The sequence below is a fragment of the Gordonia sp. Z-3 genome (assembly GCF_036233855.1).
Lineage (GTDB): Bacteria > Actinomycetota > Actinomycetes > Mycobacteriales > Mycobacteriaceae > Gordonia > Gordonia tangerina.
Window position 1 is genome coordinate 39,882 of record NZ_JAZARS010000022.1, and the last position, 25,623, is coordinate 65,504.

24 protein-coding genes are annotated in these 25,623 nt (G+C 68.3%); 23 read left to right on the plus strand and 1 reads right to left on the minus strand.

All coding sequences use genetic code 11. The annotated features are described in order from the left end of the window. The first annotated feature begins 183 nt into the window (after positions 1–183). The 22 genes from VX037_RS21260 (at position 184) to VX037_RS21365 (ending at position 23,505) form a co-directional block, all read left to right on the plus strand. Complete coding sequence (locus tag VX037_RS21260; RefSeq protein WP_235723042.1) at positions 184–528, plus strand: NADH-quinone oxidoreductase subunit A; 345 nt, start codon at positions 184–186, stop codon at positions 526–528. Further along, positions 519–1,631 (plus strand): hypothetical protein, encoded by a 1,113-nt coding sequence (locus tag VX037_RS21265; RefSeq protein ID WP_287015129.1) that lies wholly within the window; start codon positions 519–521, stop codon positions 1,629–1,631. The genes VX037_RS21260 and VX037_RS21265 overlap by 10 nt, the downstream gene beginning before the upstream one ends. Then, positions 1,624–2,559 carry a complex I subunit 1 family protein gene (locus VX037_RS21270; protein WP_235722902.1) on the plus strand — a complete coding sequence of 312 codons (936 nt, stop codon included), beginning with the start codon at positions 1,624–1,626 and terminating at the stop codon, positions 2,557–2,559. The genes VX037_RS21265 and VX037_RS21270 overlap by 8 nt, the downstream gene beginning before the upstream one ends. A 2-nt stretch (positions 2,560–2,561) precedes the next feature. Continuing rightward, positions 2,562–3,125 carry an NADH-quinone oxidoreductase subunit J family protein gene (locus VX037_RS21275; protein ID WP_266060690.1) on the plus strand — a complete coding sequence of 188 codons (564 nt, stop codon included), beginning with the start codon at positions 2,562–2,564 and terminating at the stop codon, positions 3,123–3,125. Beyond that, positions 3,122–3,424 carry an NADH-quinone oxidoreductase subunit NuoK gene (locus tag VX037_RS21280; protein ID WP_266060692.1) on the plus strand — a complete coding sequence of 101 codons (303 nt, stop codon included), beginning with the start codon at positions 3,122–3,124 and terminating at the stop codon, positions 3,422–3,424. The genes VX037_RS21275 and VX037_RS21280 overlap by 4 nt, the downstream gene beginning before the upstream one ends. Before the next feature lie 7 nt (positions 3,425–3,431). After that, positions 3,432–5,279 carry a proton-conducting transporter transmembrane domain-containing protein gene (locus VX037_RS21285; RefSeq protein WP_287015130.1) on the plus strand — a complete coding sequence of 616 codons (1,848 nt, stop codon included), beginning with the start codon at positions 3,432–3,434 and terminating at the stop codon, positions 5,277–5,279. Between the two features lie 2 nt (positions 5,280–5,281). Beyond that, complete coding sequence (locus VX037_RS21290) at positions 5,282–6,787, plus strand: complex I subunit 4 family protein (RefSeq protein WP_287015131.1); 1,506 nt, start codon at positions 5,282–5,284, stop codon at positions 6,785–6,787. A 15-nt stretch (positions 6,788–6,802) separates the two neighbouring features. Continuing rightward, on the plus strand, positions 6,803–8,197 hold the full coding sequence (locus tag VX037_RS21295) for an NADH-quinone oxidoreductase subunit N (RefSeq protein WP_287015192.1): 1,395 nt from the start codon (positions 6,803–6,805) through the stop codon (positions 8,195–8,197). 89 nt (positions 8,198–8,286) lie between these two features. Further along, positions 8,287–9,915: an L-aspartate oxidase gene (nadB, locus tag VX037_RS21300; protein WP_328715815.1), complete on the plus strand. Its 1,629-nt coding sequence runs from the start codon at positions 8,287–8,289 to the stop codon at positions 9,913–9,915. Between the two features lie 76 nt (positions 9,916–9,991). After that, positions 9,992–10,873 carry an alpha/beta fold hydrolase gene (locus VX037_RS21305; protein WP_266060700.1) on the plus strand — a complete coding sequence of 294 codons (882 nt, stop codon included), beginning with the start codon at positions 9,992–9,994 and terminating at the stop codon, positions 10,871–10,873. 214 nt (positions 10,874–11,087) lie between these two features. Next, positions 11,088–12,071, plus strand: coding sequence for a hypothetical protein (locus VX037_RS21310; RefSeq protein WP_328715816.1), 984 nt, complete (start codon positions 11,088–11,090; stop codon positions 12,069–12,071). A gap of 121 nt (positions 12,072–12,192) precedes the next feature. Beyond that, positions 12,193–12,486, plus strand: a complete 294-nt coding sequence (locus VX037_RS21315) for a metal-sensitive transcriptional regulator (protein ID WP_235722894.1) — start codon at positions 12,193–12,195, stop codon at positions 12,484–12,486. Positions 12,487–12,597: 111 nt separating this feature from the next. Next, the gene (locus VX037_RS21320) at positions 12,598–12,801 is read left to right on the plus strand and encodes a heavy-metal-associated domain-containing protein (RefSeq protein ID WP_235722893.1); all 204 of its coding nucleotides are present in this window, start codon (positions 12,598–12,600) and stop codon (positions 12,799–12,801) included. After that, on the plus strand, positions 12,798–12,962 hold the full coding sequence (locus VX037_RS21325) for a hypothetical protein (RefSeq protein ID WP_287015135.1): 165 nt from the start codon (positions 12,798–12,800) through the stop codon (positions 12,960–12,962). The genes VX037_RS21320 and VX037_RS21325 overlap by 4 nt, the downstream gene beginning before the upstream one ends. Before the next feature lie 6 nt (positions 12,963–12,968). Next, the gene (locus VX037_RS21330; RefSeq protein ID WP_328715818.1) at positions 12,969–15,233 is read left to right on the plus strand and encodes a heavy metal translocating P-type ATPase; all 2,265 of its coding nucleotides are present in this window, start codon (positions 12,969–12,971) and stop codon (positions 15,231–15,233) included. A gap of 145 nt (positions 15,234–15,378) precedes the next feature. Next, positions 15,379–16,854 (plus strand): FAD-binding protein, encoded by a 1,476-nt coding sequence (locus VX037_RS21335; RefSeq protein ID WP_328715820.1) that lies wholly within the window; start codon positions 15,379–15,381, stop codon positions 16,852–16,854. Between the two features lie 52 nt (positions 16,855–16,906). Then, entirely contained in the window at positions 16,907–18,460 is a 1,554-nt protein-coding gene (locus VX037_RS21340) for a molybdopterin-dependent oxidoreductase (protein WP_328715821.1), read from the plus strand. 410 nt (positions 18,461–18,870) lie between these two features. Continuing rightward, entirely contained in the window at positions 18,871–19,953 is a 1,083-nt protein-coding gene (locus VX037_RS21345) for a Re/Si-specific NAD(P)(+) transhydrogenase subunit alpha (RefSeq protein ID WP_235722888.1), read from the plus strand. Next, a complete protein-coding gene (locus VX037_RS21350) occupies positions 19,953–20,258 on the plus strand; it encodes an NAD(P) transhydrogenase subunit alpha (protein ID WP_160902001.1) in 306 nt (101 codons plus the stop codon). Before VX037_RS21345 ends, VX037_RS21350 begins: the two co-directional genes overlap by 1 nt. Continuing rightward, complete coding sequence (locus VX037_RS21355) at positions 20,255–21,784, plus strand: NAD(P)(+) transhydrogenase (Re/Si-specific) subunit beta (protein WP_328715823.1); 1,530 nt, start codon at positions 20,255–20,257, stop codon at positions 21,782–21,784. The genes VX037_RS21350 and VX037_RS21355 overlap by 4 nt, the downstream gene beginning before the upstream one ends. Before the next feature lie 170 nt (positions 21,785–21,954). Next, the gene (locus tag VX037_RS21360) at positions 21,955–22,380 is read left to right on the plus strand and encodes a DoxX family protein (RefSeq protein ID WP_328715824.1); all 426 of its coding nucleotides are present in this window, start codon (positions 21,955–21,957) and stop codon (positions 22,378–22,380) included. A gap of 75 nt (positions 22,381–22,455) precedes the next feature. Beyond that, positions 22,456–23,505: a YdcF family protein gene (locus VX037_RS21365; RefSeq protein WP_442903728.1), complete on the plus strand. Its 1,050-nt coding sequence runs from the start codon at positions 22,456–22,458 to the stop codon at positions 23,503–23,505. 46 nt (positions 23,506–23,551) lie between these two features. Here VX037_RS21365 and VX037_RS21370 read toward each other — a convergent pair whose 3' ends face one another. Continuing rightward, positions 23,552–24,310, minus strand: coding sequence for a metallophosphoesterase (locus tag VX037_RS21370; RefSeq protein ID WP_287015139.1), 759 nt, complete (start codon positions 24,308–24,310; stop codon positions 23,552–23,554). 214 nt (positions 24,311–24,524) lie between these two features. Between VX037_RS21370 and VX037_RS21375 the strand changes: the two genes are divergently transcribed. Continuing rightward, entirely contained in the window at positions 24,525–25,550 is a 1,026-nt protein-coding gene (locus VX037_RS21375; RefSeq protein ID WP_328715825.1) for an alcohol dehydrogenase catalytic domain-containing protein, read from the plus strand. The last annotated feature ends 73 nt before the right edge of the window (positions 25,551–25,623 follow it).

Sequence of the window (25,623 nt, forward strand, 5' to 3'; positions counted from 1 at the left end):
GACGCCAGGGTATCGCCAGCCGTTCTGGCGGCCAGAGCGATTGCGGCATCAGCGACTGTTGACTAATACCCCATAGGGGTATAGACAGAGTGGGCGGTGTTTGAGGCGGACCTCATCGGGCAACTCGCCTGGAACGCGGTGACGGCAGTGATCGTGCGGTACGGCGACCGGAGGAGGTGCGTCATCTACGCCGGGGTGGGAGCGATGCTCACGGTGGCCCTCGGGGTCATAGTTGCGGTTCTCGCGCTGCACCGCCTCACCGCGGTGGCGCGCTCATCGCTGACGGTAATGCCCTTCCAGTCGGGTTGGGCGCCTGCCGAGCACGCCCTCTCGCGCTATCACGCACGCTGGTATCCGGTGACGCTGCTGTTCTTGGCCTTCGACGTTGAGATGTTGTTCATGTACCCATGGGCAGTGGTTGTCGCCGATCTCGGGATGTCGGCGGTCATCGAGATGTTTGTCTTCCTCGCGGCACTGTTCGTGGTCGTCGCCTGGGCGTGGCGAGAAGGCGTGCTGCGATGGGCGTGAAGTCGCTGCTGGCTCGGCTGGCTGTACGCCGCGTCCATGTGCTCGTTGTGGCGGCTGCAGGGAATCGCATCCTCGAGGTCGTGGTCGACGCCAAGGTGCGGGAGCGTGGATGGGTGGTTGCGGAGTCGCCGGCCGACGCCGACGTCCTCGCCGTCGTGGGAACGTCCGGTCCACGGCTCACCGAGGCGATCGAGCAAGTCTGGCAACAGCTTCCGGGCCCGAGAGTGCGCATCCAGGTGGACGAACGCAGCCAGGTGGATCCCGCCTTCGACCAGGCGGTCGTGGAGCTGTCCGACATCGATCGGCAGCGTGACGACGCCGATGAGCATGCCCAGATGGACCACGGTCAGATGGACCACGGCGGCATGGACCACGGCGGCATGGACCACGGCGGCATGGACCACGGGTCGATGGCACCGGCCGGGATTCCACTCGCTGAGGGTGCCGACGATCGCGACGGCCTCGAGATGGACGTCCTGCATCTGCCGCTGGGGCCGATAATGACTCACTGGCCGGCCGGGCTCGTCGTCCAATGCACGCTGCAGGGTGACGTCGTGGTCGATGCGCAGGTGGATGTGCTCGACGCAGAAGCGCTCGTTGCGTCCGGGGCCGACTCAACTGTCGAAGCGGTGAACCACTGTTCGGTTGTCGTCGATGTGTTGGCTCTAGCCGGCGCGGAAAACGTTGCAGCGCAGGCGCGTGCGGTGCGCGCACTGCTCGTCGACGATGAGCTGGAGCGGGCGCGGGCAGAACTTGGGCCGCTGTATCGGCGGATTCGGCGGTCGTCGCCCCTGCGGTGGTCGCTGCGTGGTCTCGGTGTGCTGGATCATGATCGGGCTGAGGAACTCGGTGTCGACGAGTACCTTCCGGCACTGACCGGCGACGTGCACGACCGAATGCTGGCGCGGCTCAGTGTGATTGGGGGAGCCGATGGTGAGGAGGGGGGACCCTTCGTGACGCCCCTGCACTGGCGCTGCGGGGAGTTACTGATACCGGAACTGATCGTCGGGCTCGATCTCGCGGCCACGCGGCTGGTCATCGCCAGTCTGGGTATCGATGTCGCGCAGATGGTCATTCCCGCGCCGGGAGAACAGCATGGGTGAGTCGACCATCGCCACCGTGCCCGCGATCTGGGCGCCGGCCGCCGCGGCGATCCTCGGGGTGTTCGCGCTGTACGCCGCCGGGGTCGATAGAGTGCTCGCGGCTCCGCGCGGCGCTCATCTGAGCGCGGCGGCCAGTCCTGTGCACGAGACCGCCCGGCTGCTTCGGCAACGACGCCGAGTACCCGTGAAGGCTGACGAATTGCTCTGGCGTGCAGGTGCATACGGGATGCTCGTCGCCGCTCTGTTGATGATCACCGTCGTACCGCTCGGCTCGTGGACCTTGTTCGACCTCGACGTCGGCATCGTGTGGTTCAACGCAATGGACGTGATGATCTGGGCGTTGGTGTGGCTCACTGGCTGGGGTGCCAACTCGGCGTACGGACTGGTGGGCGGGTACCGTTTCCTCGCACACGGTCTGGGCTACGAACTGCCACTGATGTTCGCGCTGGTTGCTCCCGCGATCGCCGCAGAGAGCCTCCGCGTCACCGATGTCGTGGCGGCACAACAGGGACTTTGGTATGTCGTGTGGATGCCGGTGGCGTTTTTGGTCTACTGCCTTACCGTGACGGCGTTCTCGGTGTGGGGTCCGTTCGCCGCGGCCGCCGGCCGCGACCTCGCCGGCGGAGTGACCGCCGAACTGTCCGGGGTGGACCGTCTGCTCTTCCAGGGTGGGCGCTTGGCGCTGCTCGCGGCGGGCGCCGCTTTCGCCGTCCCCATGTTCCTCGGTGGTGGTGCCGGACCACTGTTGCCCGACTGGCTGTGGGTGCTGGTGAAGACGACGATCGTGCTCACCGCACTGGTGTGGCTGCGCCGCCGACTGCCGATCCTGCGCCCGGACAAGTTCATGGAGATCGGCTGGGTGATCGCGCTCCCGCTGGTTCTGATCCAAGACCTAGTGGTTGCCGTCATCGCGGCCGGGAAGGGCTGAACATGCTGACAGAGATCATCTTCTGGGTGTGCGCGGTCATCACGGTGGCCGCCGGGGCCGCGGTGTTCTGGGTGGACTCGATGGCGCGGGCCACCTACGCGCTGGCCATCTCGTTCGTCGCCGTCGGAGTGGCATTGCTGTTGTTGCAGCAGAACTACGTCGGCGTCATGACCATCCTGATGATGGTCATGGAGATGGCGGTAATGGCTGTCTACATGGTGATGTTCATGGGGATGAACCCGGCACTCATGCCCATGAGCATGGTGCACGACAAACGGTGGGCGCTCGCGGCGTCGATCGGGACCTTCATGTTGCTCGCCGCGGGAATCCTGATGGCCGACTGGCCGAGCCGGCGCGGTACGCCGTCGGTCGATGTCACTCGCGCCCTCGGCGAGGAACTCATGGGACCGAAGATGCTCGCGATGATCGTCATCAGCCCGGTGATGGTCGCGACCATGGTCGCCGGCATCGTGCTCGCGGTGCAGCGCACTCGCTACGACCGATTCGGCGACGACCTGAAGACCCGACCGGGCCGCGATCCGCAGCCGGGAGGAGTGGGCCGATGACCCTGCAGACCGTGCTCCTCGTGGCCGCCGCGCTGTTCTGCGTCGGCCTGTACGGCGCACTGTCCCAACAGGTGGTGGTGATGGTGATGATGGGCCTCGAACTCATGATCAACGGCGTCATTTTGGCCGCCGGGGCGATGTGGTGGTTCCTCGCCCCGGACCCGTCGGGGCAGGTGTTGCTACTTGTCATCATCGCCGCGATGACCGTGGAGATGGCCATGGGATTCGCGGTGGCCACCCTCCTGCACCGACAGCGACGAGCCGACATGACCGACATGGCCGACGAACTCGCCGAGTGAGCCGCCGATGAACACCCTTGTCGCGACCGCGATGTGGTCGCTGTTCCTGGTGCCCACGGTGGCCGGCGGCATCCTCGCGCTGGCCCCGCGTGCCGATCGTTTCGCCGCCGCCACCGGGATGTCCGTCACCGCAGTGGTGTCGGCGCTGGCGGTGGTGGTGGCAATCGAACGTCCCACCGTGTCAGTCCCGTTCATCGCCGGCGCCGACTTCGCGCTGACGGTCGATGACCTGTCCGCCTTGGTGATCCCGGTGGTCGCCATCGTCGCGCTGCTGGTCGTCATCTTCGCTGCCGCCGACATCACCACAACTCCGGCCCGATTTCACGGGCTCATGCTGCTGTTCGTCGCGTCGGTGATGGTCACCGCGAGTGCTGCGACGGTGCCCACCTTGCTGCTCGCGTGGGAACTGATGGGCGCGATGTCGTATGCGCTGATCGGCTTTCATTGGCAGCGCCCCGACGCGATGTCGGCCGGATCGGTCGCGTTCGTCACCACGCGGACCGCCGACCTCGGGCTGTACCTCGCTGCCGGAGCGGCGCTCGCCGGGGGCGCGGGCATGGCGCTGGCAGACCTGCCCGCGGCGAGCGACGGATGGCGGCACGTGATCGCAGCCGGGGTTCTGGTGGCCGCGCTCGGCAAGGCGGCCCAACTGCCGTTCTCGTTCTGGCTGTCCCGGGCGATGGAAGGCCCCAGCCCGGTCAGCGCGCTGCTGCATTCGGCGGCCATGGTGGCGATGGGTGGGTACCTGCTGCTGCGGACCGCGCCGCTGCTCGACGTGACCGGCTGGGCCGGGCCCACCGCCGCATGGATCGGCATGGCGACCGCGGTGGTCCTCGGTGTGGTCGCGGTGGCGCAGCGAGATCTCAAGCAGCTGCTGGCGGCGTCCACCTCCGCGCAGTTGGGTTTCGTGGTCGCGGCCGGTGGTCTCGGCGCGGTCGCGGGCGGCTCCGCGCAGCTCGTCGCGCACGCGTTCACCAAGGCCGCATTGTTTCTCGCCGCTGGTGCGTGGCTGACCACGCTCGGTACCAAGGATCTCGGCAGGCTCGGCGGCGTGGCGCTTCGGTGGCGCGTGCTCGGCGCCGCCGCCGTCGTCGCGACACTCGCACTGGCGGGCGTCGCGCCACTGTCGTTGTGGGCCACCAAGGACACCGTTCTCGCCGCGGCACTCGACCACTCGCCGTGGCTCTACGGGGTCGGCCTCCTGGCGTCGGTGCTGTCGGCCGTCTACGCGGCGAAAATCGTTGCGGTGGTGGCCCGACCGGGTATCCGGCGCGTGTCGGCCTCGTTCGAGGTGTCACCGCCCCGCGGTGCGGTGGCCCCGGTGTTCGTACTCGCGATCGGAGCGGCCGTCGCCGGTGTGCTCGCGCTGCCGCCGGCGGGTACCGCCCTGGCCGACGCGCTCGACGACGGGTCGGTCGCCACGTCCACGGCGATCGAGCTGGCCGTGTCGGCGGTACTCGCCGCCATCGTCGTCGCTCTGGTGTGGTGGCGTGGGGTGTCCGAAACGTTGTGGTCCCGTGAACTTCCCTGGGCTGCAGACTGGTTGGTCCTGGAACGCGGTGTTCGTGCGGTTGTCGTCAGGCCGGCGCTGCGGCTGGCGACTGCTCTTGCCCGCGCCGACAAACGGCTCGACGCCGCTGTCGAATCCACCGCGGCCGCCACCACCCGGTTCGCCCGCCGCACCGCCCGCATCGACTCCGACGGCGTCGACGGCGCGGTGGAGGGGGCTGCCAGACTCGCGGGGCGGCTCGGCGTGCTCGCCCGCCGCCCCCAGACCGGCCAACTCCACCAGTACTACTTGCAGATCGTGATCGTCCTGGTCCTTGCCGTCGTCGTACTCGTGTTCGTGAGGTGATCGTGCCCAGCCAGATAGTCCTCAGTCTGATCGTCTTCGTGCCGTTGGCGGCCGCGGCGGTTCTGCTGGTTCCCGGATGGACGGGCCAAGCGATCCGATGGCTGTGGGTCGCGGTCACCACCGTCGACCTCGCGCTGGTCGGGTGGGCCTGGTGGATCTACGATCGCCCGGCCGGAGGCGAGCTGGCCCTCGACGCGCAGGTTCCCTGGATTCCCGGAGTGGACAGCAGCTATCACGTCGGCGTCGACGGCCTGTCGCTGCCGGTGATCGCGATGACGGCGGTGATCTTCCTGGCCTGCGCGATCTATGCGCTGCGCGACACCGACGACCGGCCGCGCGCGCAGGTGGCGCTGTTCCTGTTCCTGCAGAGCGTCAGTCTGGGCTTGTTCGTCGCCGCCGACCTCATCCTGTTCTTCGTCTTCTTCGATCTGTCGATCGTCGCAATGTATTTCGTCATCGCCGGTTGGGGGCACGGCGATGCCCGACGGTCTGCGCTCAAGTTCTTCCTGTACACCTTCGTCGGGTCGCTGGTCCTGCTACTCGGGTTCATCGGGCTCTACGTGGTCGCCGACCCGCACACCTTCGACATGGTGGAACTCGCGGCGCAGCCGCCGTCGGCCGACGGGACGCTCACCGGTGGCCTCATCCTGGCCGCGATTCTGCTGGGGCTGGCCATCAAGACGCCCGCCGTGCCGTTCCACACCTGGCTGCCGCCCGCTCACACCGACGCCCCGGCCATCGGTTCGGCGGTGTTGGCCGCGGTGCTGCTGAAGATGGGTACCTACGGTTTCGTGCGGGTGGCGATGCCGATGCTGCCGAGCTCCTGGCAGGACTGGGCGCCCGTCGTCATCGTGGTCGGCGTGGTGTCGGTGATCTACGGCGCGCTCGTCGCGCTCGCACAAACCGACCTCAAACGCATGATCGCCTACACCTCGGTCAACCACATGGGCTACGTGCTGGTGGCCGTCGGCGCCGCGGGTGTGGTCGCGGCCGACACCGCCGATGCCCGCTCGGTGGCGGTGACCGGCGCGGTCACCCAGATGGTCAGCCACGGCCTGATCACCGGTGCGCTGTTCCTGCTCGCCGGAGTGTTCTTCGCCCGCGCCGGCAGTTATGACCTCGACGGCTACGGTGGGCTGGCGTCGTCGGCGCCGAGGTTGGCGACGCTGTTCGCGCTGGGTGCCTTCGCCTCGCTGGGCCTGCCCGCCTTCTCCGGTTTCATCGCCGAGTTCCAGATCTTCACTGGCAGCATCGCCGCGGTTCCGGTGACCGCCGTCGCCCTGGTGGGCATCCTGCTCGTTGCGGGGCTGTTCCTGTGGGCGTTGCAACGCATCTTCACCGGGCCGGTCGCAGGCCGGTCGCCGGGATTCGCGGACCTGCGCGTCACCGAAACCGCGGCAGTCGGGGTGCTGATCGCACTGTCGATCGTCATCGGGGTGATGCCACGTCCGCTGCTCGACGTCATCGAACCGGCCGCCACCACCCTCGTCGACCTGGTCGGGCGGTAGTCGGTGGACGACATGATGCGCCCGATGGTCATGCTGCCGGAGATCTTGATCTTCGCCGGCGGTCTGGCGGTGCTGATCTGCGGCTCCTTCGTGCCGCGGGCCCGTCAATGGTGGACACGCCTCCTCGCGGCGGTCGTGCTGGTGGGCGCCGTGATCGCAGCCGCGGTCGCGTCGGCCGGCGCCACGACCACGGCGTTCGATGGTGCCGTCGTAGTCGACACCGCCACCGGGGTGGTACGCATCGCGGCCGGCGTCGGGGCCCTCGCCGTGCTCGCCATCGCGGGCGGTGAGATCGCCGGATCGGACCGGGAGAGCGAGACCTACGCGCTGATCCTGTTCGCGACAACCGGCACCCTCGTCGTGGCCGGGGCGCAGGATCTGCTGGTCCTCGCGCCCGGTTTCCTGCTCGCCGGTATCCCGCTGTACGGGCTGATCGGTCTGCGTCGTGATGGTGCGAGCGCGGAGGCGGCGATGAAGACCTACCTGCTCGGTGCCTTGTTCGGGATCGTGCTGCTCGCCGGTATCACCCTGCTGTACGGCGTCACCGCGGTGACCGATTACCCGGAACTGACCCGCCGCCTGCCCGACGCGCCTGCAGCCGTGGTCGCCGCGGGTCTGCTCGGGGCCACCGCGGGGCTGCTGTTCAAGGCCGGCGGCGTGCCCGCCCACTTCTGGGTGCCCGACGCCGCGCAGGGATCGCATGCCACCGTCGCCACCTTCGTGACGACGGTGCCCAAGGTCGGTGCACTGGTCGCCCTCTATCGCCTGGCCCAGATCGTGCCCGACACCGTGGCGTGGGCAGCGGTGCTCGCCGTGTTCGCGGTCGCCGGCATGGGCCTGGCCACGCTGGCCGCATACTGGCAGGACGACCCGCGACGACTGCTCGGCTGGTCGACGGTCGCGCAGGTGGGGTTCCTGCTGGTGCCGGTCGTGGTGATCGGCGACAGCGAGTTCGCGCTACCCGCGCTGCTGTTCTATCTCGTCGGCTACACCGTCACCAACGTCGGTGCGTTCGCGGTGTCGGCGGCGCGACCCGATCTGCGGACGTTGGGCGAATACCGCGGTCTCGCGGCCACCTCGCCGATCCTCGCGGGGAGTCTCGTGGTGGCGCTGCTGGGTTTGGTCGGCACCCCGCCGACCGCGGTGTTCGTCGGCAAACTGACCGTCGCCACCGCTGCCTGGGACGGCGGATGGGTGTGGCTCGCGGTCGCGCTGGTGATCGCCACCGTGCTGAGTCTGTTCTTCTATCTGCGCTGGTTGGCCCCGATCTTCGGGCGCACTGCGCCCGGTCGCTCCGACGATGTGCCCCGGGCCGAACCATGGGCGGCCGCGACGGCGGTCGTCGCGGCGGCCGCATCACTGCTGCTCGGCGTGGCGGCCGGGCCGGTGTGGAATCTGCTCGCGGGCTGAGGGCGCCGGACAGTGAGCCATGTTCTCATCGCATCGACAGGCGTACAGTTTTCGACTGGGGATCGAAAACGTGGCCGAAGAGGTGCGACATGCAAACGACCGAACGCGACGAGATGCGCGCCGACCTCGTGGTGGTCGGGGCCGGGGTGGCCGGGCTGACGGCCGCGCTGACCGCGGTGGAGGCGGGGTTGCGGGTCGTCGTCCTCACCAAGGGCGCGGCCTGGCCGGCCGGCCGGGCCGAGCAGTCGACGGCGACGTTCTATGCCCAGGGCGGCATCGCCGTGGTGAACCCGGAGGCGACCGACGATTCCGTGGACCTGCACCTGGCCGACACGATCTCGGCCGGTGCTGGCCTCACCGACCCGGTCACGTCGCGACCGATCCTCACCGACGGTCCCGGCGCGGTCTCCGGGCTGATCGGTTGGGGTGCCGAGTTCGACCGTTCCGCCGACGGTGAGCTGGCGCGCACCCGCGAAGGTGGGCACTCGGTGCGTCGCATCATCCACGCCGGCGGAGACGCCACCGGTGCCGCGGTGCAGTCCACGCTGAGTCATCGGCTGCGCGCCGCTGCGTCGAGCTCGCCCATCGTCTGTCTGGATCACTCGATCGCCACCGACATCCTGCGCGCCGGTGGCCAGGTATCCGGCGTGGCGTTCCACACGCACGAGCGCGACCGGGTCGTCCACGCGCCGACCGTGCTGCTTGCCACCGGCGGCAGCGGCCACCTGTACGCGGCGACCACCAACCCGGCCGGCGCCACCGCCGACGGCATCGCGCTGGCGCTGCGGGCCGGGGCGGTGGTCGCGGACATGGAGTTCATCCAGTTCCACCCGACGATGCTCTACGTCGACGGCGTACGCGGTCGGCGCACGCTGATCAGCGAGGCGGTGCGGGGTGAGGGGGGACGACTCGTCGACGCCGACGGACGATCGGTCACCGACGGCGTGCACCCGCGCGGCGATCTGGCGCCCCGCGATGTCGTCGCCAACGCCATCGAAACCCGGTTGGCCGCGACCGGTGCGCCGTCGGTGTACCTGGACATCCGTGGCGTGTCCGACTTCGATCGTCGGTTCCCGACCGTGACCGCCGGCGTCGTCGGCGCCGGGCTCGATTTGTCCAGCGGCCGGATCCCGGTGGTGCCCGGCGCGCACTACCTGTGTGGGGGAGTGCTGACCGATGTCGACGGCCGCACCGCGGTCCCGGGACTGCTGGCCGCTGGTGAGGTGGCCCGGACCGGACTGCACGGCGCCAACCGGCTCGCCTCCAACAGTCTTCTCGAGGGACTCGTGCTGGGGCGGCGCGCCGCCGCCGTGGCCGTCGCCCGCCGGGATCGACCGGTCGTGGAGGTCGACCCGACTCCGTGTACTGCCCTCGCTGCGACGATGCCGCGGCGTGAACTCCAGGATCGGATGACACGGTCGGTGGGATTGCGCCGCGACGCTGCCGGTCTGGCCGCGGTCGCCGCCGACCTCGCCGGCGCGACAGCCCGGCCGGTGCGCACCGTCGCCGATGTCGAGGATGCGGCGTTGACCCTGGCCGCGCGGGTGGTGGTCGCGGCGGCGACTGCGCGCACCGAGTCGCGGGGATGTCACACCCGCACCGACCACCCGCACACCGATCCCGTTGGCCGGACCCGATGCTTCGGCCTCATCGACGGTGAGATCAGCGACTGCGGGGCCGGCGACGCGATCAGCGACGTCGCGACACTGGTGTCCTGACGACGCCCGCCGGGGCGGCGCCAGGGAGCACCGTTGCGCTCCGCCGCGCCACGTCGGGGGCGTAACGTCGGCGAGCATGACCGCGCCCGACCGGCTCGACGTGGATCTCGGCCACCTCCGTCTGCACGCGCTCACCTGGGGAGACCCGTCGGCCCCGTTGGCGATCTGCCTGCACGGCTTCCCCGACTCGGCCTGGACGTGGCGACATCTCGGGCCGGCACTGGCCGAGGTCGGCTACCGCGTGGTGGCCCCGTTCACTCGCGGCTACTCGCCGTCGGAGGTCCCGGCCGACGGCGACTACCACGTCGCCGCACTGGCCTACGATGCACTCGAACTGCACCGAGCGCTCGACGGTGATGACCGCGCGGTGCTGATCGGGCATGACTGGGGTGCGATGACGGTGCATGCGATCGCCGCGCGCGCCGACCACCCGTTCCGCCGACTGATCGCGCTGGCGGTGCCGCCGATCGCGGCGATTCGGGAACGCTCCGTCGGCGCACGGCTCCGGCTGCTGCCCGGCCAACTCGCCAAGAGCTGGTACATCGGGTTCAACCAGATCCCGGTGCTGCCCGAGCGGGTGCTGGGGCGGATGATCCCGATGCTGTGGCGGCGATGGGGCCCGGCCCCCGACGCGGCGGACGTCGACAATGCGTTGGCCGCCCTGCCGTCGACCGCACATCGCACGGCGGCTCTCGGCTATTACCGCGCGCCGCTGCGCGCCCGGGTCGCGCCGCGATACGCCGACGATTCCACGGCATGGCTGCGGCTGCCCATCAGCCCGATGATGTACCTGCACGGTGCGGCCGACGGATGCATGCACAGCGGTTTCGTCAAGGGATTGGCGGAGGTACTGCCCGCGGGAAGTGTCGTGACGCAGATCCACGGCGCCGGACATTTCCTTCAGCTCGACGCCCCGGATGTCGTCGGACAGCACGTGCTGGAGTACCTCGAAGGCTGAGCGCGACGCAAGAGTTGTCGGGTTTCGGCCGACACCCGGGCCGCGACCCTGGCGGGGACGGGTGGATCCTTCGTACACTTGCCGCCGGGGAGGGCACCGATCGGTCATCAGACGCAGTCGGGGGCGTCGTATGGCGGGTGCTGCGCAATCAGGCGCGCCCCGAGTCAGGAATGATCGACCACTGCATGTGCGTGATGCCCGAAGGAGTGACCGGATGAACGGCGAAGGCTGCTGGTCGACGGTCGTGTGCACACCGCAGGAACGCACCGCGTTGGGACTGACCGGTCAGTCGGAGTGGCTGCTGCATTGCCGGCTGGCCGCGGGTCATCGCGGGAACCATGCCACCGATGCCAGCTCGCATCCACGGGTCGACCGTCGACTGTGGTTGGAGTGGAACGACTTCGACGACCACGCCCAGTCCCTGATCGAGCGCAATCCGTGCACGGCTCGCTCGCCGCAGGGCACCGGATGCCTGTTCTACGAGGGCCACGGCGGGGGGCACTTCTTCGCGCCGTCGAACGGCCACGCCCCCACGGCCGTGTCGACGCCGCACGCCGGGCCGCCGGCGGGCCCGGCTCCGCAGCGGCCCGCGCCCCCATCGCCTGCGTCTGCACCCCCGGCACCCCCGCGGATGGCCGGCCCGCAGCAGCCCGCACCCCCGTCGGCTGCGCGCCAACCCGCGCCACGATCAGCAACGGGACCGGTACCTCAGCGGGCGCTCGACGATGCGGAGGCGCAGCGCCTTCGGCCCGGTCGGCCATCGCCCGAACCATCCGGCCCGATGCGTTCAGCCGCACCGCGCCCGCCCACCCCGATCCCGGCAGATCCGACCAGCCGACGTGAGACCACCGCCCAACCGGTCCGAGCACACGCCGGACACCAGGGTTACCGGCTCGGTCGCCGGTCCACCGACGCCGAACCACCCGCGGACATGACGCGGCGGGCGTCGAGCCGCCACCGCCTGCCCGACCCCGACGACGAGGCGCCCGCTTCGGCGCCGGTCGCTCCCGCGCCACCGGCCCGCCCGCCGCAGGCGTCCATGCCGAATCAAACGCTCGGCACGTCGGGGACCGGAAGTGCCCACGAAGCCGACGGCCACGGTGCCGAGATCGCCGCGGCGTTGCGCGACGTCGCCGCAGCTCTGGAGAAACTCGCTGCCGCGATGCGTCCCACGGAGGGTCCGGCAGTCCGCAAGTAGGGCCGTTGTGAATTCTGTCGAGTGAGCCACTCGACAAAACTGCTGTTCAGTGTGGGTTTCGGTCGTGGCCTGCGATGTGTACCCTAGGGGGGTACCGGTATCTGAGGGCAGGATGGAAGACATGGACACCGCATCGCACGGCTACATCAGCAGCAAAGACGACTACCTCAAACGGCTTCGGCGGATCGAGGGGCAGGCGCGTGGATTGCAGCGCATGGTCGACGACGAGGCCTACTGCATCGACATCCTCACGCAGGTCTCTGCGATGACCAAGGCGCTACAGGCCGTCGGACTGGGTCTGCTCGAGGAGCACATGAACCACTGCGTGATGCACGCCGCTCAGGAAAGCGACGCCGCCGGCCACGAAAAGATCGACGAGGCCATGGCGGCGATCACCCGGCTCGTCAAGTCCTGACACGGCCAATCCTGCCCCTCGGCGAACCGGCCGTCGGTGTACCCGGCCGGCTCGGCATGCACCACCACCGCACATACGTCGATTCGACGTCCAACGAAGGAGGAACGAACCATGACCACCGCCACCTACACCGTGACCGGCATGACCTGCGAGCACTGTGTGGCGTCGGTACGCGAGGAGATCGAGGAGATCTCCGGCGTCCACAGCGTCGACGTCACCCTCGACACCGGCGCCGTCGAGGTCACCAGTGACCGCGAACTCGACACCGCCGAGGTCGGCGCCGCGGTCGCCGAAGCCGGCTACCAACTGGCATGACCACCCCCGCCTATCGGATCGCCGCCTTCGTCGCCGCCCTGGCTGCCGTCTTCGGCATCGCCTTCGGTGTCGGCCGAGCGGTGGATCCGTGGGCCGGGGATGCCCCGCTGCCCGCTTCCGGCACTCATCAATCCGGTCCCCATCAACAGCATTCGGAGTGAGCTGAGATGACCATTGGCCTCGAGCAGGTCGACTTCGACATCGACGGCATGACCTGTGCGTCGTGTGCCAACCGGATCGAGCGCAAGCTGAACAAGCTCGACGGTGTCCGGGCGTCGGTGAACTATGCGACCGAGCAAGCCCATGTCGAGTACCCCGCGACGCTGGATTCCGCCGACCTGATCACCGTGGTGCGAGACGCCGGATATGGCGCGTCGCCAGTCGGCGGACCGGGCGACGACGAGCACGATTCATCGGACGAGCGCGGTGACGCCGAACTCGACGACCTGCGGCAGCGGCTCGTCGTCTCCGCGGTGCTCAGCGTTCCGGTGATCGCCCTGGCGATGGTGCCCGCCTGGCAGTTCACCTACTGGCAGTGGCTGTCGTTGACGCTGGCGGCGCCCGTCATCGTCTGGGGCGCCTACCCGTTTCACCGCGCCGCGTGGATAAACCTGCGCCACGGAGCCACCACGATGGACACCCTGGTCTCGATGGGAACGCTCGCCGCGTTCGCCTGGTCGCTTTACGCGCTGTTCTTCGGCACCGCCGGAGAACCCGGGATGCACCACGGCTTCGACCTGATCGCGTCTCGCGGCGACGGTGCCGCCAACATCTATCTCGAGGCCGCGGCAGGTGTCACCACGTTTTTGCTCGCCGGCCGCTACTTCGAGAAGCGTGCCAAGCGTCGTGCCGGTGATGCACTCCGTGCGCTGCTGGATCTCGGCGCCAAGGATGTCGCGGTCCTCGTGGACGGGAACGAACTTCGCATCCCGGTGGCCGAGCTCGCCGTCGACGATGTGTTCGTGGTGCGTCCCGGCGAGAAGGTCGCCACCGACGGGATCGTCGTAGACGGGGTCTCGGCCGTCGACGCGTCGATGATCACCGGCGAATCCGTGCCGGTGGAGGTCACCGCCGGTGACGAGGTCATCGGTGCAACCGTCAACGCCGCCGGGCGACTGGTGGTCCGCGCCACACGGGTGGGTTCGGACACCTCACTCGCACAGATGGCGAAGATGGTGGCCGACGCGCAGGCCGGTAAGGCCGACGCGCAACGCCTCGCCGACCGGATCTCTGCGTACTTCGTGCCGGCGGTGATCGCCATCGCCGTCGCCACCCTCGGATTCTGGCTCGGAAGTACAAGCGTCGCAGGTGATTCCGGAGGGATCTCGGTAGCCTTCACCGCCGCTGTGGCGGTGCTGATCATCGCGTGCCCGTGTGCCCTCGGGTTGGCCACACCCACCGCACTGATGGTCGGTACCGGCCGCGGCGCGCAACTCGGGGTGCTCCTCAAGGGTCCCGAGGTGCTGGAGTCCACCAAGCGGGTGGACACGATCGTGCTCGACAAGACCGGCACCGTGACCACAGGAGAGATGTCCCTGCAGTCGATGGTCGTCGTCGCCGACGGGCCGGGTGAGGAGCGGGCATTGCGCTCGGCGGCTGCGGTTGAGTCGGGGTCGGAGCATCCCATCGGGCGTGCGGTCGTGGCGGCCGCCGGACGTCGGTATGCGGGTCCGACGCCGCAGGTGACCGATTTCCGGGCGATCGAGGGGTCCGGCGTCGGGGGAGCCGTCGACGGGCTCCGCGTCGTCGTCGAGAAGCCGAGCAGCGACGTGGCGCTCCCGGAGTCCCTGTCTGCAGCCGTCGCCGAGGCGCAGTCGAGTGGCGCCACCGCGGTGATCGTGTCCTTCGACGACCGGCCGGTCGCCGTGCTCGTGGTGGGCGATCAGGTGAAGGACACCTCGGACGCGGCTATCACCGAACTGCGCCGGATGGGCCTGACCCCGATCCTGCTCACCGGCGACAACGCCGGCGCCGCCGAACACGTGGCACGGGCGGTCGGTATCGAGCAGGTCGTCGCCGAGGTCACGCCGGCCCAGAAGCTGGCGACCATCGAGGAGTTGCAGGCACAGGGCCACTCGGTGGCGATGGCGGGCGACGGGATCAACGACGCCGCGGCGCTGGCCCAGGCCGATCTCGGGATCGCGATGGGTACCGGTACCGACGTGGCGATCCAGGCCGGTGACCTGACCGTGGTCAGCGGCGACCTGTGGGCGGTGGTCGACGCCATCCGCCTGGCCCGTCGCACCCTGGCCACCATCAAGGGCAACCTGTTCTGGGCATTCGCCTACAACGTCGCGGCGATTCCGATCGCCGCCGCCGGGCTGCTCAACCCGATGCTGGCCGGCGCGGCGATGGCGCTGTCATCGGCCTTCGTCGTGGCCAACAGCCTGCGGTTGCGGCGGTTCCGGGCGCATTCGCGTTCGCGCGCGTGAGGTGACCGGCGCAAGCGCGCACTCGTCACGCATCCGCGCACGTCGCGACATGCGCGGATGCATGGCGCGTGCGCGGATGGCATTTCGCTGACCCCTCATCGCACCGAACTAGAACATGTTCTAGTCGATCGTTTACGCTGTGGGCATGGCAGGAACTGAGGTCCCCGACACCATCGCGCTGGACTCCGTCGAGTCGTTCTCCGACGAGGTCGACGTGCTGGTCATCGGGTGCGGGGTGGCCGGCGGCAGCGCGGCGGTGGAAGCGGCGGCCGCGGGTGCGAAGGTACTGGTATTGGAACGCGCGGCCGCTGCGGGCGGCACCAGTTGCATGGCCGGCGGACACTTCTATCTCGGCGGCGGTACCGCGGTGCAGGAGGCGACCGGGCACGCGGACTCCGCCGAAGAGATGGAGAAATACATCACCGCGGTGTCCCGGGACCCGGAGCCGGACAAGATCCACGCCTACTGCGTCGACAGCGTCGAGCACTTCACCTGGCTCGAGTCGCTGGGGTTCAGTTTCGAGCGCAGTTTCTATCCGGAGAAGGCGGTGATCCAGCCGCAGACCCAGGGGTTGATGTTCACCGGCAACGAGAAGGTGTGGCCGTTCAAGGACATGGCCGTCCCCGCGCCGCGCGGCCACAAGGTGCCGGTGCCCGGCGACACCGGCGGTGCGTCGATGGTGGTCGATCTCCTGGTCAAGCGTCTCACCGAACTGGGTGCGGAGATCCGTTACGAGACCGGCGCCCGGCAGCTCGTCGTCGACGACGCGGGTGGCGTGGTCGGGGCGTCCTGGCGCACTCCTGAGGCTCACGGCCTCATCCGCGCGGCTTCGGTGATCATCGCGGCCGGCGGTTTCGTGATGAACGAGGAGATGGTCGCGCGGTACGTGCCGCATGTCGCCGAGAAGCCGTTCACTCTCGGCAGTACCTACGACGACGGGTTGGGCATCCGCCTCGGCGAATCGGTGGGCGCCGCGCTGCGGCATATGGACCAGGCGTTCGTGACCGCCCCGATCTACCCACCGAGCATTTTGCTCACCGGCATCGTGGTGAACAAGGACGGTGATCGCTTCGTCGCCGAGGACTCCTACCACTCCCGAACTGCGGGTTTCGTGATGGACCAACCGGATTCGGCCGCCTTCCTCATCGTCGACGAGGCGCATATGGAGCGTCCGGAGGTTCCGTTGATCAACCTGATCGACGGGTGGGAAACCGTCGAGGAGATGGAGTCGGCACTCGGAATCCCGGAGGGGCGCCTGCAGAAGACCCTCGCCGACTACAACGCAAACGCCGCTCGCGGAGAAGATCCCGATTTCCACAAGTCCGCGGAGTTCCTGGCCCCGCAGGACCACGGCCCCTGGGGGGCCTTCGACCTGAGTCTCGGCAAGGCGATGTACTCCTGTTTCACCATGGGAGGCATGGCCACCTCGCTCGACGCCGAGGTGCTCCACGACGACGGCACACCCATCGCCGGGCTTTATGCGGCCGGCGCGTGTGCCGCCAACATCGCCCAGGACGGAAAGGGCTACGCGAGCGGAACGCAACTCGGCGAGGGCTCGTATTTCGGGCGTCGCGCGGGTCGGCATGCGGCACAGCGCTCGTCAGTTGTGACCGAAGGGTGACGGTGCACGCCGGGCGCCCCGCCGCAGCGGGGTGGTGGGGTATCAAGGGGATGTGACCTCCCGCGTCGGTACCCGTAGTCATCTGTTCGCCGCGGCCGCGGCAGGACTGGTGGCCGTCGGCGCCGGACTCGCGGTGGGCGAGATCGTCGCCGCGTGGATCGACACCGGGTCGTCACCCTTCTTCGCCGTCGGCGCAGCCGTCGTCGACCATGCGCCGACCTTCGGTCGTGAGTTCGCCATCGGTACCTTCGGGACCGCCGACAAACCCGCCCTCTACATCGGCATGGGAGTGCTGATCGCCCTGATCGCGGCTGCGTGCGGCATCGCCGAGCATCGTCGGCCGCCGATCGGCGCGGTCGTCGTCGCGGTGTTCGGCGTGGTGGGTGTGCTGGCGGCGTGGGATCGGCCCGACTCGCGGTGGACGTTCGTGCTGCCGTCGCTTCTCGGTGCAGCGGTGGCGGTGTTGGTGTTGCACCTGCTGGTCTCGATGCTGCCTGCGGAGCAGGCGGACCCCGCCGATGATCCGGCCCCGGCCGGGCATCGCGTGGACCGCCGATTCGTGCTGACCGCCGGCGGTATCGCGGCGGTGGCGGTGGTGGTCGGCACCGTCGGACGACGCATGCTCGCCGACACCGCCCGCACCGTGGCCGACCGCACCAAGCTCATCCTGCCGTCGCCACGCACGCCGGCACCGCCGATCCCCCCGGGCGCCGACCTGGATCTGCCCGGCGCCACCCCGTTCGTCACCGCCAACGCCGACTTCTACCGGATCGACACCGCGTTGCAGGTCCCCAACCTGACCACCGAGGGATGGTCACTGCGTATTCACGGCATGGTCGACAACGAGATCCGCATCGGCTGGGATGAGCTCGTCGCGATGCCGATGACCGAACGCGTCGTGACGTTGACCTGCGTGTCCAACGAGGTCGGCGGCGACCTCATCGACAACGCGCGCTGGCTGGGTGTGCCGATGGCGACGTTGCTCGATCGGGCGGGTGTGCGGCCGGGCGCCGACATGCTGCTGTCGACCAGCGCCGACGGGTGGACCTGCGGCACCCCGGTGTCCGCGGTGACCGACGGCCGCGACGCGCTGCTGGTGATCGGCATGAACGGGGAGCCGTTGCCGGTCGAGCATGGCTACCCGGTGCGACAGGTGGTGCCGGGCCTGTACGGCTATGTGTCGGCCACCAAGTGGGTCACCGACTGGGAACTCACCACCTTCGCCGACGCCAAGGCGTACTGGACCACCCGCGGATGGTCGGCACTCGGGCCCATCAAGCTGTCCTCGCGCATCGATCGCCCCACGGATTCACGGATCGAGGCGGGCGAGGTCATCATCGCCGGAACCGCCTGGGCGCAGCACACCGGGATCGCTGCGGTCGACGTGCGCGTCGACGACGGAGGGTGGCAGCGCGCCGAGCTGGCCACCGAATACTCCATCGACACCTGGCGGCAGTGGCGCTTCGCGTGGGATGCGACCCCGGGTGAGCACACCGTGGAATGCCGCGCTGTCGACAAGGACGGCAACCAACAGGTCGAGGCCTACGCGTCGCCGATTCCGGAAGGGGCCACCGGCCTGGATGCACGTCGGTTCTCGGTGTCCTGAGCCGGAGTGTCCGTGCGGATCACCGCAGGGGACTCTCGGATGGATTATCCGGCCCACGGCTCCGTGTGGTGATGCCGGCGGACATTCCTCCGCGAACTTCTGCCGCGGACTCCGGTCCGACCGGTGCGGCGAAACTCGACCTGCAAGCACGGCCACTGCCAGGCATCTCGGACAGCTGAATAGACAACTGTCCAGAATTGATAGAACATGTTCCGTCAAGGGTTGAGTGACCAATCCGACTGACCGAACCCTTGCGCGTGACCTCGTGCTATGTTCGTCGCACGTTTTTGTGAGCCGGGCGACAATGCACTGCCACCCGGCACATCGCAACCGCGATCCGAATGCGATGTGGGGCGACCGAGGGGTCCGGTCAGCCAAGTGCGACCTGTCCGAAACCAAAGGTGAGAACTATGAGTGTGGGTGTCGTGCGCGAGTCCGCCGAGGGCGAGCGCCGAGTGGCGCTGGTCCCCAAGGTGGTGGGCTCGCTGGTCGGGAAGGGTGTCCCGGTGATCGTCGAATCGGGCGCCGGTCTGGGAGCGTTGATTCCAGACGAACAGTATGTGGACGCGGGTGCGACGATCGGCGACCCGTACTCCGCGGATGTGGTGGTCCGGGTCGCCCCGCCGACCGACGCCGAGATCGGCAAGTTGCGCAGCGGCCAGAAGCTGATCGGCTTTCTGGCGCCGCGCAACGCCGACAACCAGATCGGCGCGCTGAAGTCCGCAGGCGTCGAGGCCTATGCGGTGGAGGCGATTCCGCGTATATCGCGGGCCCAGGTGATGGATGCGCTGAGTTCGCAGGCCAATGTCTCCGGTTATAAGGCGGTCGTGGTGGCCGCGGACCTGTCGACGCGGTATTTCCCGATGATGACCACCGCCGCGGGCACGGTGAAACCGGCCACGGTGCTGGTGCTCGGGGTGGGGGTCGCCGGACTGCAGGCGTTGGCCACCGCCAAACGCCTCGGCGGCCGGACCACCGGCTATGACGTGCGGCCCGAGGTGGCCGAGCAGGTGCGTTCGGTTGGTGCGCAGTGGCTCGATCTGGGTATCGACGCCGCCGGTGAGGGCGGATACGCGCGCGAACTGACCGACGACGAGCGCGCCAAGCAGCAGCAGGCGCTTGAGGACGCGATCAAAGGTTTCGACGTGGTGATCACCACTGCGTTGGTGCCGGGGCGTCCCGCGCCACGGTTGGTGACCGCGGCGGCGGTCGAGGGGATGAAGGCCGGCAGTGTGGTGATCGATCTGGCGGGGGAGACCGGCGGCAACTGCGAACTGACCGAGCCGGGGCAGACCGTCGTCAAACATGACGTGACGATCGCCTCGCCGCTGAATCTGCCGGCGACGATGCCCGAGCATGCCAGCGAGCTGTACTCGAAGAACCTGCTCGCCCTGCTCGAGTTGATGCTCGACGACAACGGTGCGTTCACACCGGATTTCGACGACGAGGTGCTGGCTGGTGCCTGCGTGACCCGAGAAGAGGTGTCGGCCTGATGTACACCGGACTGCTGGCGAACATCGCGATCCTGGTTCTTGCCGGGTTCGTGGGCTTCGCCGTGATCTCCAAGGTGCCCAACACCTTGCACACCCCGCTGATGTCGGGAACCAACGCCATCCACGGCATCGTCGTGCTGGGCGCGCTGGTGGTGCTGGGCAAACTGCCCGCCGACGCCAACTGGGGCATTCGGATCATCGCGTTCGTCGCGTTGGTGTTCGGCACGCTCAACGTGATCGGTGGCTTCGCGGTCACCGACCGCATGCTGGGCATGTTCAAGGGTAAGAAGGAGGCGGCCAAGTGACCGCGGACCTGGTGCTGGCGGCAGACGCCCACACCCCGAGTCAGGGCATCTCCTATCTGGTGATGGCCCTCTACATCGTTTCGTTCTCGTTGTTCATCTACGGCCTGATGGGCCTGACCGGGCCGAAAACCGCGGTGCGCGGTAACTGGATCGCGGCAACCGGTATGGCGCTGGCGGTGGCCGCGACCCTGCTCTACGTCTACAACGAGGGTGCCGTCGGTGACGACGGACATTCCACCGTCGGAGTACCCACGATCAACTGGATTCTGATCGTCATCGGTCTGGTTCTCGGTGTGGTGCTGGGCATCCCGCCGGCGCTGCGCACCAAGATGACAGCCATGCCGCAGCTGGTGGCGCTGTTCAACGGTGTCGGTGGCGGTACCGTCGCGCTGATCGCGTGGGCGGAGTTCCTGGAGACCTCCGGCTTCGGCGAGTTCCACAACACCGAACCTGCCTCGCCGCTGGTGATCGGGTCGTTGATCGCCGCGATCATCGGTTCGATCTCGTTCTGGGGTTCGCTCGTCGCGTTCTCCAAGTTGCAGGAGATCCTGCCCAAGGGGCTGGAGAAGCTGTTCGTCGGCAACGCGCGGCTGTTCCAGCTCGCCAACATCGTGCTGCTGGTGGTGGCGCTGGCCATCGCGATCTACCTCGGTATCAATGCCGCCAATGGCGGGGGCGCCAGCGGCTGGTGGATGCTCGGCCTGCTCGTCGCGGCCGGCGTGATGGGGCTGTTCGTGGTGTTCCCGATCGGCGGCGCCGACATGCCGGTGGTCATCTCGCTGCTCAACGCGATGACCGGGTTGTCGGCGGCGGCCGCGGGTATCGCGCTGGACAACACTGCGCTGATCGTGGCCGGCATGATCGTCGGCGCCTCGGGTTCGATCCTGACCAACCTGATGGCCAAGGCGATGAACCGTTCGATCCCGTCGATCGTGTTCGGTTCCTTCGGTGGTGGTGGCGACGCCGCAGCCGGTCCGGGCGGCGCGGCCGGCGGCACGGTGAAGGCCACCTCGGCTGCCGACGCCGCGATCCAGATGGCGTATGCCAACCAGGTGATCGTCGTCCCCGGTTACGGTCTGGCCGTTGCCCAGGCCCAGCACGCCGTCAAGGAAATGGCCAGCCTGCTCGAGGGCAAGGGCGTCGAGGTCAAGTACGCCATCCACCCGGTGGCCGGCCGGATGCCCGGACACATGAACGTGCTGCTGGCCGAGGCCGACGTCGAGTACGACGCCATGAAGGAGATGGACGACATCAACGGTGAGTTCAACCGCACCGACGTCGCCATCGTCATCGGCGCCAACGACGTCACCAACCCGGCTGCGCGCAACGACCCGAGCAGCCCGATCCACGGCATGCCGATCCTCAATGTCGACGAGGCCCGGTCGACGATCGTGCTCAAGCGGTCGATGAGTTCGGGCTACGCCGGCATCGAGAACCCGCTGTTCTTCGCCGACGGCACATCGATGTTGTTCGGCGACGCCAAGAAGAGCGTCGACAGCGTCATCGAGGAGCTCAAGGCGCTGTAGTACTTCTCGGTTCTTCCCCCGGGTATCGCTTCTTCGGCTGACTGCAGTCGACCGAAGAAACAACACCCGGGGGAAGAGTCGTCTTCGGGGTCTGGCGCGGCGGGCGATGAGTTTCGTGGTGAGTGGTGGTCTATTTACGCACAAACCACCCATCGCCAACGGAGGACATCATGACCAGCCACACCGTCGCCACCGAAACCGACCGAACCACCACCCGCCGAAATTGGCGGCACACAACAGGAGTCGTCATCAGCGTGCTGCTCGGCGCCTTCCTGGTCTTCGACATCGTCGGCAAGCTGACGCAGCCCGAAGCCGTCGTCGAAGGCACCGCCGAGCTCGGCTTCCCCATCGACCAGACCTACATCATGGGCACCGTGTTGCTCATCTGTCTTGTGGTGTTCGCAATCCCGCGGACCGCGGTGCTCGGCGCGGTGGGCTTGACCGCCTACCTCGGTGGCGCGGTCACCGCCAACATGCGTATCGAGGCGCCGCTGCTGGACCACACCCTGTTCGCGGTCTACTTCGGTGTCTTGCTGTGGGTCGGACTCGTGCTGCGTCGCCCGGAGTTGCTGAAGGTGGCCGGAATCCGGCGCTGATGGATTCGGTGGGTGTTATCGAGTTGGGATCGGACGGGTGCTGCGGCGTGAGGTTCCCAGCCTACTGTTACGCAAGTGACTCGTGTGACGAGAGTGAAACGTGCGCGCCTGGCCGCTGTCGGCGTGGTGGCGACCGCGGCCGTCGGTGGTCTCGTGATCGGCGCGCTGCCGGTCGACCATTCCGCGCAACCGGGCGTCCGTCCGGCGGTCACCGCGATGGACCCGTCCACGTTCTACAACTCGGCGCAGCAGAAGTTCGCCGCCGGTGACGTGACCGGTGGGCTCGAGTCGTTGCAGCAGATGCTCAGCGTTGTTCCGGTGGACCCGTATGCACTTGCGCTGCAGGCCATCTGGTCGGCGCAGGTCGACGATGCCGCCGGAAGTGATGCAGCGCTGGCGAAGCTGAACGGGATCAACCGGACGTTGCACACGACCGCGCGCAACATCATCGCCGGGGTGGATGCCGCCGCGCAGATCGTGCCGGACACCTCCCCGAAAACCGTGACCGGCCGGACGGCGATCGTCATTCTCGGTTACGGGCTCAACGGCAATGGCAAGATGGCGCCGGAGCTGATCCGCCGCGTCACCGCCGGCAAGGCGCAGGCCGAGGCCGCGGCATCCGCGCCGATTGTGGTGGCCGGCGGCGCCCCCAAGAAGGGCATCACCGAGGCGGCCGCGATGAAGAAATGGTTGGTGGCCAACGGCGTCGACGACGGCCGTATCACCGAGGAGGGGCGCTCGGGATCAACGGTGGCCAACGCGCAGAACACCGCCGAGATCCTCCGGGGGCAAGGCATCGATGACATCATCCTGATCACCTCACCCAACCACATCCGGCGCGCGGCAGCCGACTTCGCTGCGGTGGGACTGCGGTCGGTGGCCACCGTGACCACCGCGACCGAACTCGACAAATATCGCGAACCGCTGACCCGCGACCGGCAGAAGGGAATCCGGCTCGAGGCCACCCGCGCGGCCGAGATCCCGGCGACACGCGCGGCCGGGCTGCCGTTGCCCGACAATCTGCCCGACACCGGGCCGGGCCTGATCCCCGAGTTCGGTGAGAAGCTGCTCGAGAGTCTTCTCGACGCAGGGTCGTCGGCGATCGATTCGCTGCCCGCCGAGTGAGTCGAACGTAGCGGTTTTCGGCACGTTCGTCGCACTCGCCCGAGTTCTAGAACATCACCGACCGATAGTGAGTGATCAGCCGCCAGGCGTCAGGTCCGTCGTCGAGACCGGACACCATGTGGAAGGCGATACCGGGCGGTTGGCCGCGGTTGATGATCTCGGTGCCCTCGAACGGGAGGTTCAGGGTGGAGGCGACGCCCGGCGCGATCGCCAGTGGTCGGCCGGCAAACATGGTGACCGCCGGGGTGTGCGCATGCCCGCAGACGAAACCCACGATGTTCGGATGCTCGGTCACCAGTGCCGCCAGTCGTTCCTCACCGGTTTGCCGGATCGAATCCATGAAATCCATGCCGAGGGTGGTCGGCGGGTGGTGGAACGCCACGATCACCGGAACCCGTGGACCGGCAGCACTGATCTGCTCCGACATCCAGCCGAGGGTCTCGTCGTCGAGGTGGCCATCGTTGCGGCCGGGAATGGAACTGTCGCAGACGACGAACAGCACCCCGTCGATCAGTTCGCAACGGTTGACCGGCGCGCTGCTGCGGTAACCGAGCAGACCGTCGTTGAAGCGTTCCCGATGATCATGGTTGCCGGCGGTGATCAGCATCGGCAGCGGGCTGTACAGCGTGCCGTAGGCCTCCCGGTACTCCGACTCACTGCCCTCGTCGGTGATGTCGCCGGTGACCAGCAGAGCGTCGATGCCGGCGGCGCGGGCGTGGATGTAGTCGAGCGTCGCTTCGATCCGGCGGCGGTTGTACCGCGTGCCGTTGAAATGAAGGTCGCTGATGTGGGCGACGACGAACACTCACGCTCCTTGCTCACTGACTAACCTGAGGCTAGTCAAGCAACCCGTCCTCGGCGCGACGAGGGCCGTCGTCGCCGCGCAAAAAGCTACGAGCGGCCGCGTCGGCTGCCTACTGTGTACCGATGGACACGCCCGGGTCGGGGGACCGCTCACCTCATCGATGGCCACCTCTTCGATGGCCGCTGTCGACCGCGGGTTCTGGAGGGATCTGCTGGTGCGAAGCGTACTGATCGAGAACCCCGGTGAGGTCAGGGTCGACACCGTCGACGACCCGGTACTGCCGGGCCCCGACGGCGCGATCGTGCAGGTGGAGCAGACCGCGATCTGTGGGTCCGACCTCCACTTCTATGAAGGTGACTACCCGCTCATCGCGCCGATCTCCCTGGGGCACGAAGCCTTCGGCACCGTGGTCGAGGTGGGGTCGCAGGTGCGCGGGCATGCCGTCGGAGACCGGGTGGTGGTGTCGTCGGTGGCCGGTTGCGGTGCATGCGATGGATGTTCGACGCTGGACCCGGTTACCTGTGTGCAGGGGCCGGTCATCTTCGGTTGCGGCGTTCTCGGCGGTGCGCAATCCGAACTCCTCGCGGTACCGTCCGCCGACTTTCAGCTGCTCTCGATGCCCGACGATCTCGGCGCCGAGGCGGCGCTGCTGCTGACCGACAACCTGGTGACCGGCTGGGTGGGCGCCCGGCGCGCCGACATCCCGGCAGGTGGTAGCGCAGTCGTCATGGGGTTGGGGGCGGTGGGTCTGTGTGCGGTGCGCAGCGCCCTGGCGCTCGGTGCCGAGACCGTCTACGCCGTCGACCCGGTGGCCGGTCGTCGTGCGACGGCCGCCGCGAGTGGTGCGGTCGGGCTGGACCCTTCGGAGTTGGGGGTCGTGACCGAGCAGACCGGTGGACGGGGGCCGCACGCGGTGATCGACGCGGTTGGCAGCGACACCACCATGAGCAGCGCGTTGTCGCTTGTTCGGGCCGGCGGCACGGTGTCGGTCGTCGGCGTGCACGACCTCAACCCGTTCCCGTTCCCCGCGACCATGGCCCTGATCCGTAGCGTCACCCTGCGATCTACCACCGCACCCATCCAGCAGGCCTGGCCGGAGCTCCTGCCGCTGGTGCGTTCCGGCGAACTGTCCACCGACGGGATCTTCACCCACCGCATGCCGTTGGAGCACGCCGCGGCAGCCTACGCGCGCGTCGCGGAGCGTTCCGCCGACTGCGTGAAGGTCATCCTCGAGGTCTAGCCTCGATCTTTCACGTGGCTGGGTGATGGGCGGCGTGTGATACGCGAAAGTGCCTGTCTGCTGGGGGATTCTT

Bases quoted from the DNA above. Each gene is read 5' to 3' on its own strand.
- VX037_RS21265 (WP_287015129.1), top strand. From the start codon at position 519: ATGGGCGTGAAGTCGCTGCTGGCTCGGCTGGCTGTACGCCGCGTCCAT.
- VX037_RS21270 (WP_235722902.1), top strand. From the start codon at position 1,624: ATGGGTGAGTCGACCATCGCCACCGTGCCCGCGATCTGGGCGCCGGCC.
- VX037_RS21275 (WP_266060690.1), top strand. From the start codon at position 2,562: ATGCTGACAGAGATCATCTTCTGGGTGTGCGCGGTCATCACGGTGGCC.
- VX037_RS21280 (WP_266060692.1), top strand. From the start codon at position 3,122: ATGACCCTGCAGACCGTGCTCCTCGTGGCCGCCGCGCTGTTCTGCGTC.
- VX037_RS21285 (WP_287015130.1), top strand. From the start codon at position 3,432: ATGAACACCCTTGTCGCGACCGCGATGTGGTCGCTGTTCCTGGTGCCC.
- VX037_RS21295 (WP_287015192.1), top strand. From the start codon at position 6,803: ATGCGCCCGATGGTCATGCTGCCGGAGATCTTGATCTTCGCCGGCGGT.
- nadB (WP_328715815.1), top strand. From the start codon at position 8,287: ATGCAAACGACCGAACGCGACGAGATGCGCGCCGACCTCGTGGTGGTC.
- VX037_RS21305 (WP_266060700.1), top strand. From the start codon at position 9,992: ATGACCGCGCCCGACCGGCTCGACGTGGATCTCGGCCACCTCCGTCTG.
- VX037_RS21310 (WP_328715816.1), top strand. From the start codon at position 11,088: ATGAACGGCGAAGGCTGCTGGTCGACGGTCGTGTGCACACCGCAGGAA.
- VX037_RS21315 (WP_235722894.1), top strand. From the start codon at position 12,193: ATGGACACCGCATCGCACGGCTACATCAGCAGCAAAGACGACTACCTC.
- VX037_RS21320 (WP_235722893.1), top strand. From the start codon at position 12,598: ATGACCACCGCCACCTACACCGTGACCGGCATGACCTGCGAGCACTGT.
- VX037_RS21325 (WP_287015135.1), top strand. From the start codon at position 12,798: ATGACCACCCCCGCCTATCGGATCGCCGCCTTCGTCGCCGCCCTGGCT.
- VX037_RS21330 (WP_328715818.1), top strand. From the start codon at position 12,969: ATGACCATTGGCCTCGAGCAGGTCGACTTCGACATCGACGGCATGACC.
- VX037_RS21335 (WP_328715820.1), top strand. From the start codon at position 15,379: ATGGCAGGAACTGAGGTCCCCGACACCATCGCGCTGGACTCCGTCGAG.
- VX037_RS21345 (WP_235722888.1), top strand. From the start codon at position 18,871: ATGAGTGTGGGTGTCGTGCGCGAGTCCGCCGAGGGCGAGCGCCGAGTG.
- VX037_RS21350 (WP_160902001.1), top strand. From the start codon at position 19,953: ATGTACACCGGACTGCTGGCGAACATCGCGATCCTGGTTCTTGCCGGG.
- VX037_RS21360 (WP_328715824.1), top strand. From the start codon at position 21,955: ATGACCAGCCACACCGTCGCCACCGAAACCGACCGAACCACCACCCGC.